Source organism: Streptacidiphilus neutrinimicus (genome assembly GCF_000787815.1).
In the GTDB taxonomy this organism is placed as follows: Bacteria; Actinomycetota; Actinomycetes; order Streptomycetales; family Streptomycetaceae; genus Streptacidiphilus; species Streptacidiphilus neutrinimicus.
This window is the reverse complement of the sequence record NZ_BBPO01000023.1, coordinates 31,105-38,792: the sequence shown is the minus strand read 5'-3', so window position 1 is coordinate 38,792 and position 7,688 is coordinate 31,105. Positions and strand designations below refer to the sequence as shown.

Here is a 7,688-nt window from a genome sequence, read left to right as displayed (position 1 = left end):
GGAGGGCTGCGGCGGCGCGAAGGTCATGATCGACGAGGGCCTGCTGGAGGCGGCCGGCACGGAGATCATCGCCGCGTACGGCATCCACGTCACAAGCGGCCTGCTGCCCGGCGGCGTCGTCTCCGGCCGCCCCGGGGCGGCGATGGCCGCCGCCGACACCCTCCACGTCACCCTGCGCGGCCGCGGCGGCCACGGCTCCGCCCCGCACGCCGCCCTCGACCCCATCCCGGCCCTGTGCGAGGCGGTCACCGCCCTCCAGACCATGGTCACCCGGCGCTTCGACGCGTTCGACCCGGTCGTGGTGACGGTGGGCCACATCCACGGCGGCACGATCAACAACGTCATCCCCGACGACGCCTCCTTCGCGGCAACCATCCGCACCTTCTCGGCGGAGGCCCGGGCCCGCGCCGAGGAGGAGACGCTCCGGGTGGTGCGGGGCGTCGCCGCCGCGCACGGCCTGGAGGCCGACGCCCGCTACGAGCGCCTCTACCCGGTGACCCGCAACGACGAGACGGAGGCCGCGTTCGCGGCCCGTACGGCCCGCGAACTGCTCGGCGAGGACCGCTTCCGCCCCATGGCCCAGCCCCTCGCGGGCGCGGAGGACTTCTCCTACGTCTGCGAGCGCGTCCCCTCGGCCTACTTCTTCCTCGGCGCCTGCACCCCGGACCGCGACCCCGCCACCGCCCCGTACAACCACAGCCCGGAAGCCTTCTTCGACGACTCCGTCCTCCCTGACGGCGCCGCACTGCTCGCCGCCCTGGCCCTGGGCCGCCTGGCCCGGGCCTGAGCTCCGGCGGGCGGCGCGGACAGCGCCGCTGGCCGCACCCTTTCCCGGTCGTCTCCGGCGGGATCCGCCTCCGCCGGAGCCACTCGGTCCGCGCCCGGGGCGTTTGGCGCCCTGGCGTGACCACGCCGCCGCCCGGCGCGCCGCCGAGGGCTGGCTCGCCGCCTCGCTCGACAGCGGATCCCGGTTCGTCGCCGAAGGCGACGGCGAGGTCCCCGGGGGCGTCTCGGTGACGAGTCCACCCCGCTGGGCCGGGGGTCGGGACGCGTCCCACCGGCGAGCCGGCGGTGGCCCCGGACGCGGCCGCCGCGGGATCGGACGGAGTCTGGTGACGACGGTCCGCACGTGGGCGGCAGCCCGAAGTCGGGACCACACCGTGAACACGACCGATCATGACGGGGCCGCAGACCTTATCCTCGTGCCATGAGCGAGCAGTCCGTCGAGCTTGACGCCGAAGACAAGAAGATCATCACTCTGGCCCGGGCGGCCCGCGCCCGCAACGGCGTCGCCGAGGGCGCCGCGGTCCGCGACGAGACCGGCCGCACGTATGTCGCCGCGACCGTCTCCCTCCCGTCCCTGCACCTCAGCGCCCTGCAGACCGCCGTCGCCATGGCCGTGGCCAGCGGAGCGAAGAGCCTGGAGGCGGCGGCCGTGGTCAGCGACGCCAACCACCTCGCCGAGCCCGACCTGGCCGCCGCCCGCGACCTCGGCGGCGCCGGCACCCCGGTCTACCTGGCCGGCACGGACGCGGTCGTCCTGGACACCGTCGTCGTCGACTGAGGCGCGTTCGAGTCCGGTCCCTTGCCAACGCCCCGATGCCGACTAGGGTCGGGGCGGCGGTGTTCGCGCGGTGCCGAGCGGCGGTGGGGGAGCAGACGTGATGAAGGGCGTCGCGTTCGTCTGTGGCGTGTTGTTCGTGCTCATGGGCATGGGCCACTGGCAACAGGACAACAACCCGGGCTGGCTCGCCGCCTCCATCGTCGTCGCCGTGTTCACCGTGATCGGCGGCCTGGGCGCGCTGTTCAAGCGCGGCAAGTAGCGCACCGGCGGACCAGCACTCGGGACCGACGCTCCCACGTTCGGGTGAGTGATCAGCAAGAGGCTGTGGGTACGCTGATCGGGACGACGAGGATCTGGCCCATGGGAGCAACGATGACCGTCGCACCGACGAACACTCCGGCTTGGCCGATCCCGCCCGAGGGCGGCTGGACCGCAGCCGATCTCGACAGGCTCCCCGACCTGCCTCCGCACACGGAGCTTCTCGACGGGAACCTCGTCTTCATGAGTCCACAGCGCAACTTCCATATCTACGCGATCAGGCTGCTCGAGTACGGCCTGCTGGCCGCGCGCCCTGTGGATCTGGCGGTCATCCGGGAGATGACGGTCACGCTGGGCAAGCGTGACCGTCCCGAGCCGGATCTCATGCTCGTGCCGAAGACCGCCGTCATCGACGACCAGCAGTCCGACTACCGGCCGGAGGACGTGCTGCTCGCGGTGGAGGTCGTCTCGCCGGATTCGGTCGAGCGCGACCGCGACGTCAAGCCGCGCAAGTACGCGGGTGCCGGCTTTCCGCACTACTGGCGGGTCGAGAACGAGAAGGGCGAGCTCGCCGTGCACGTCTTCGAACGGGAGGTGGCGACCGGCAGCTACGCGCCGCAGGGCATCTTCCGTGGCCGGCTCACGCTGGAGGTCCCGTTCCCGATCGACATCGACCTCACCGACCCCCAGCGCTGGCTCTGACCGCACGCCTTCCCCGCGTAGGGGAGAATGGCCGCATGAGTTCTACCCAGCAGCACCGTTCGGGTTTCGCCTGCTTCGTCGGGCGGCCCAATGCCGGCAAGTCCACGCTCACCAACGCGCTCGTCGGCACCAAGGTTGCGATCACCTCCGACCGTCCGCAGACCACCCGCCACACCGTGCGCGGCATCGTGCACCGCCCCGACGCGCAGCTCGTCCTCGTCGACACGCCCGGGCTCCACAAGCCCCGCACGCTGCTCGGCGAGCGCCTCAACGACGTCGTGCGGACGACCTGGGCCGAGGTCGACGTCATCGGCTTCTGCCTCCCCGCCGACCAGAAGATCGGTCCCGGCGACAAGTTCATCGCCAAGGAGATCGCCGGGATCAAGCGCACGCCCAAGGTCGCCATCGTCACCAAGACGGATCTGGTCGACTCCAAGCGTCTCGCCGAGCAGCTGCTCGACGTGGCCAAGCTGGGCGCCGAGCTCGGCATCGAGTGGGCGGAGATCGTCCCGGTCTCGGCCCAGGAGGGCAAGCAGGTCGACCTGCTCGTCGACCTCCTCGTCCCGCTGATGCCGGAGGGCCCGACCCTCTACCCGCACGGGGACCTCACCGACGAGCCCGAGCAGATCATGGTCGCGGAGCTGATCCGCGAGGCCGCGCTCGAGGGCGTCCGCGACGAGCTGCCGCACTCCCTGGCGGTCGTGGTCGAGGAGATGATCCCGCGCGAGGGCCGTCCCGCAGACCGTCCGCTGCTGGACATCCACGCGAACGTCTACATCGAGCGCCAGAGCCAGAAGGCCATCGTCATCGGCACCCGCGGCGCCCGCCTCAAGGCGGTGGGCACGGCCGCCCGCACGCAGATCGAGGCGCTGCTGGGCACCCCGGTCTTCCTCGACCTGCACGTGAAGGTCGCGAAGGACTGGCAGCGGGACCCGAAGCAGCTGCGCAAGCTCGGCTTCTAGGCAGCCGTTGCACTCACCTCAGGGGCGGGGCCCGGCTGCTCTCGGCTCTGAGGCTCTGCGGCTCTGCCGCGTGGGCGCGAGAAACCACTGACGACCGGTTGGCCCTGCACGTTCGGAGCTCTCCCCGTGTGGTCGGCTCGTCGCGCAGTTCCCCCCGTCCCTGGGCTGCTGCGACTTCCCCGTGCCCGCAAAGCGCAGGTCCGCGAGCGCCAGCCCCTTGGGCAGGGAGACGTGGGCCGACGTCAGGCGGGCCCGCAGGACCCGGGCCGCCTGAGGTCGTCCGCGCCGACGAGGGCCGCGTCCGCCGGGACGGCGACGCCCGCGTCCTGGAACGCGGCCAGGACCAGGGGTCGGCGGCGGCGCGCACGCGCAGCCTGGTCTTCTCACTGACCCGACCGCCCGCCGTGTCGTTCAGCACGTAGGAGACGGTGGTCCGGGAGACGCCCGCCAGGCGGCCGACGTCCGCACTGGTGGGTGCGGTTATGACGTTTCGCTCCGACTTCCGCACCTGGCGGCTGCGCGGCCCGGGCGCCGGCCGAGCGCGGCGCGTACACCCCCGAGCTCTTCGCGCTGGACCTCGTCGACACCCCGCCCCTCGGCGCCGACCTGGCGATCGGGCACTCCCTGGGCGGCCTCACCCCCTCCCTCGCCGTCGAGCGCCCGCGTCCCGGACGGCCGTCTACTCCGACCCGGGCTCGAACACCCCCGCCGCGGGCGACGCGTTCGACCCGGCGATGTTCGTGCAGTTCGCCGCGCACGCCACCCGGGAGTCCGTGGCCGCGATGAAGCCGCGCTGGGCGCCCGAGGACGTCGAGGTCGAGCTGGAGACCCTGGCCGTGTGGGACCGGGCCGCCGTCGGCATGCTCGGCGAGGCGGGCGGACACTCGATGATGCCCGCCGCGCCGATCGTGTCCTCGCTGGTCCAGGTCGTCGACCCGAGCTTCCTGCTCTCCGCCGCGGACCAGGAGACGCTGCGCGAGGGCGGTTTCGAGGTGCGTGTGGTCAAGGCCGCCGGGCACACGATCCACCGTGACGACTTCGACGGGTTCATGGCCTCGCTCATTGGGTGGATCTGACGGACAGTTGAACTCGGCGGCTACCGGGGGAGCGAGAAAGGACGCACGAGAGATGACACCCGATCAGCAGCGTGAGACGGCCGTCGAGGCGGCGCTCGGCAAGCTGGACCTGACCGCCAAGGTCGCCCTGCTCGCCGGCGCGGACATGTGGTCGCTGCCGGCCAACGAGGACATCGGCCTGGGCCGGCTGGTGATGTCCGACGGGCCGGCCGGCGTGCGCGGAGAGAACTGGACGCCGGACGACCCGTCCGTCTCGGTGCCCTCGCCGACGGCACTGGCGGCCTCATGGAGCGTCGAACTGGCTTACTGTACGGGGCAGTTGCTGGCGCAGGAGGCGCGCCGCAAGGGCGCGCACGTGGTGTTGGCGCCTACGGTCAACCTGCACCGCAGTCCGCGCGGCGGGCGGCACTTCGAGGCGTACTCGGAGGATCCGCTGCTCACCGGCGAGCTGGGCGCCGCCTTCGTGTCCGGCGTGCAGTCCGGCGGGGTCGGCGCCACGCCCAAGCACTTCGTGGCCAACGACTCCGAGACCGAACGCTTCACCGTCGACGTCCGCGTCGACGAGCGGACGCTGCGCGAGCTCTACCTCGCGCCGTTCGAGGCGATCGTGCGCAAGGCCTCGCCGTGGGGCCTGATGGCCGCGTACAACAAGGTCAACGGCGACTTCATGACCGAGCACCAGGAGCTGAACAACGACGTCCTGCGCGGCGAGTGGGGCTTCGACGGGATGCTGGTCTCGGACTGGACCGCCGCCCGCGACACCGTCCGCGACGCCTTGGCGGGCCTGGACGTCGCCATGCCGGGCCCGGGCACCGTCTACGGCGCGCACCTGGTCCGCGCGGTGCGCGACGGCCTGGTGCCCGAGGAGACCGTGGACGAGCTGGCCCGCCGGGTGCTGCGGCTGGCCGCCCGGGTCGGTCTGCTGGAGGGCGCGCCCGCCGCCGTCGCGCCTGAGCAGCTGCCCGCGCCGATCGATGGCGAGGCGCTCGCCCGCGAGCTCGCCGCGGCGGGCATGGTGCTGCTGGCCAACGACGGCGTGCTGCCGCTCGGCGGCGGCGACGACCGGCGCATCGGCACGATCGCGCTGATCGGCCAGGCCGCGCAGGAGGCGCGGATCGGCGGCGGCGGGTCCGCGCAGGTCTTCCCGACGCACGTGGTCAGCCCGCTGGAGGGCCTGCGGTCCGCACTGCCGCAGGGCGCGGCCCTGGCCTACGCAGTCGGCGCGGACCCCGACGTCCACCTGCGCCCGCTCGCCGCCCGCACCGAGGCCCGGTTCCTCGGCCGCGACGGCGCGGAGCTCGGCACGGCCTCGCTGCCCGACGGCACGGCCCGCTGGATCGGGCAGCTGCCGGAGGGCGTCTCCTTCGCGGACCTCGCCGCGGTCGAGCTCACCGGTACGCTCCGGCCCGGCCGGGCGGGCAGGCACCGTATCGGTGTGCGCGGCGTCGGCGCCTTCGTCCTGGAGGCGGAGGGCGCGGTGCTCCTCGACGAGGAGGTCCGCCCCGAGGGCGGGGACCCGGCGGCCGCGTTCCTCAACCCGCCGGAGCGCGTTCTCGACCTGGAGGTCGCGGACGCCGCCGCGCCGGTGGCGCTGAAGCTGCGGTACGCGCTGCCCGAGAACGGGGGCTTCGCCGGCCTCGGCCTGGTCTCCTTCACCCTCGGCCATGGCGAGCCCGTCGGCACTGCCGACGAGCTGATGGAGGAGGCCGTCTCGGCGGCCGCCGCCGCCGACGTCGCGGTGGTCGTCGTCGGCACGACGGAGGAGGTCGAGAGCGAGGGCGTCGACCGCGCCTCGCTGGCCCTGCCGGGCCGCCAGGACGAGCTCGTGGCCCGCGTCGCGGAGGCCAACCCGCGCACGGTGGTCGTCGTCAACGCCGGCGCGCCGGTGCTGATGCCGTGGCGCGAGCAGGTCGCGGCGGTCCTGCTCGCCTGGTTCCCCGGCCAGGAGGCCGGGGCGGCGCTGGCGGACGTCCTCACCGGCGCCCGCGAGCCGGGCGGCCGCCTGCCCACCACCTGGCCCGCCGCCGCGGCCGACGCCCCCGTCCTGGCCGTCGAACCGGCCGACGGACGGCTCGACTACGCCGAGGGCCTCTTCGTCGGCTACCGCGCCTGGCAGCGCCGCGGCGGCGTCGCCCCGGCCTACTGGTTCGGCCACGGCCTGGGTTACACCGAGTGGACCTACGAGGGTCTGGACGTGCGCGTCCTGCCCGCGCCGACGGGTGACGACCCGTACGCCGCAGCGGTGGAGGCGGTGGTGCGGCTGCGCAACACCGGCGCACGGGCCGGACGCGAGGTCGTCCAGCTCTACTTGTCCCCGGACGGCTCGGACTCCCAGGACGGCGCCGAGGCGTCGCGCCCGCGGACCGCGCTCGCCGGCTTCGCGGCCGTCACCGCGGGGCCGGGGGAGCGTGCGGAGGCGCGCGTGCGGGTGCCGCTGCGCGCCTTCCAGACCTGGACGGACGGGGCCTGGACGAACCGCCCCGGCACCCACCGGATCCAGGCCGGCCGCAGCGCGGCCGACCTGCCCCTGACCGTCACCGCGGAGGTGCCTCTCCGCGGCTGACGCCGCAGGCTCCCGTCCTGGCCGTGCCTGGGCCGGGGCGGGAGCCGCCCAGCCGCCGGACGTGGGACGTCGGGACGGGGTGGGGCCGGCGTCGACCGGCCCTCAGACCGAGCCGTTGAGCACCAGGGCTATCAACGACCGTTGTGAGGACGTGAGTTGCGGGTCGGCGCAGTAGCCGGTCGGGCGGCCGTCGACGGTGATGGCGTAGGCGAAGTTCGGGGCGTGCGGCATGCCCAGGGAGGGGTTGCGGCCGCACGCGCCGAGGGCCTCGCGCACCAGGGCATGGATGTGGGGAGCGTCAGGGCGACCCTCGGTGTCGAGCAGGGCCCAGTGCTCCGTCGTGGCGGACCCGCCGGTGCGGGTGACCATGATGCGCATAGTAATCAGTGTGCTCCGAGGAGCGACGAAAGAGGAGAGCTTTCGGCCCTTGACTCTTGACCGCGAGCAGTCCACCCAAGGGGTCAGTGGTCCAGACCTCCCGTCTCACCAAGCGGACTACCGGCGGGTTTCGCTTAGCTCTCCGTCGCGTCTGGGTTACTCTGGCAGACATCATGCGTAGCGGT

Annotated in this window: 8 protein-coding genes and 1 pseudogene; 7 read left to right on the top strand and 2 right to left on the bottom strand. The window is 73.5% G+C overall.

The features are described from left to right. From TR48_RS16885 to era, 5 genes are all read left to right on the top strand, one after another. Positions 1–787, top strand: a 787-nt coding sequence (locus tag TR48_RS16885; RefSeq protein WP_042367907.1) for a M20 metallopeptidase family protein, incomplete at its 5' end; no start/stop codon positions are given. 420 nt (positions 788–1,207) lie between these two features. Beyond that, entirely contained in the window at positions 1,208–1,564 is a 357-nt protein-coding gene (locus TR48_RS16880; protein WP_042367905.1) for a cytidine deaminase-like protein, read from the top strand. Positions 1,565–1,661: 97 nt separating this feature from the next. Beyond that, complete coding sequence (locus TR48_RS43280; protein WP_161789845.1) at positions 1,662–1,823, top strand: hypothetical protein; 162 nt, start codon at positions 1,662–1,664, stop codon at positions 1,821–1,823. 101 nt (positions 1,824–1,924) lie between these two features. Continuing rightward, positions 1,925–2,524 (top strand): Uma2 family endonuclease, encoded by a 600-nt coding sequence (locus TR48_RS16875; protein WP_236652178.1) that lies wholly within the window; start codon positions 1,925–1,927, stop codon positions 2,522–2,524. Between the two features lie 35 nt (positions 2,525–2,559). After that, entirely contained in the window at positions 2,560–3,486 is a 927-nt protein-coding gene (gene era, locus TR48_RS16870) for a GTPase Era (protein ID WP_042367902.1), read from the top strand. A 351-nt stretch (positions 3,487–3,837) separates the two neighbouring features. Here era and TR48_RS45590 read toward each other — a convergent pair. After that, positions 3,838–3,994: pseudogene (locus TR48_RS45590) on the bottom strand (LacI family DNA-binding transcriptional regulator); the annotation flags it as partial. A gap of 226 nt (positions 3,995–4,220) precedes the next feature. On the opposite strand from TR48_RS45590, the gene TR48_RS45585 reads away from it, so the two are divergent. Both TR48_RS45585 and TR48_RS16860 read left to right on the top strand, forming a co-directional pair. Continuing rightward, positions 4,221–4,562 (top strand): hypothetical protein, encoded by a 342-nt coding sequence (locus TR48_RS45585; protein WP_052442725.1) that lies wholly within the window; start codon positions 4,221–4,223, stop codon positions 4,560–4,562. 52 nt (positions 4,563–4,614) lie between these two features. Further along, positions 4,615–7,125 carry a beta-glucosidase family protein gene (locus TR48_RS16860; RefSeq protein WP_042367900.1) on the top strand — a complete coding sequence of 837 codons (2,511 nt, stop codon included), beginning with the start codon at positions 4,615–4,617 and terminating at the stop codon, positions 7,123–7,125. Positions 7,126–7,227: 102 nt separating this feature from the next. On the opposite strand, the gene TR48_RS16855 is transcribed toward TR48_RS16860, so the two are convergent. Next, positions 7,228–7,503: a protealysin inhibitor emfourin gene (locus tag TR48_RS16855; RefSeq protein ID WP_042367898.1), complete on the bottom strand. Its 276-nt coding sequence runs from the start codon at positions 7,501–7,503 to the stop codon at positions 7,228–7,230. Positions 7,504–7,688: the final 185 nt, after the last annotated feature.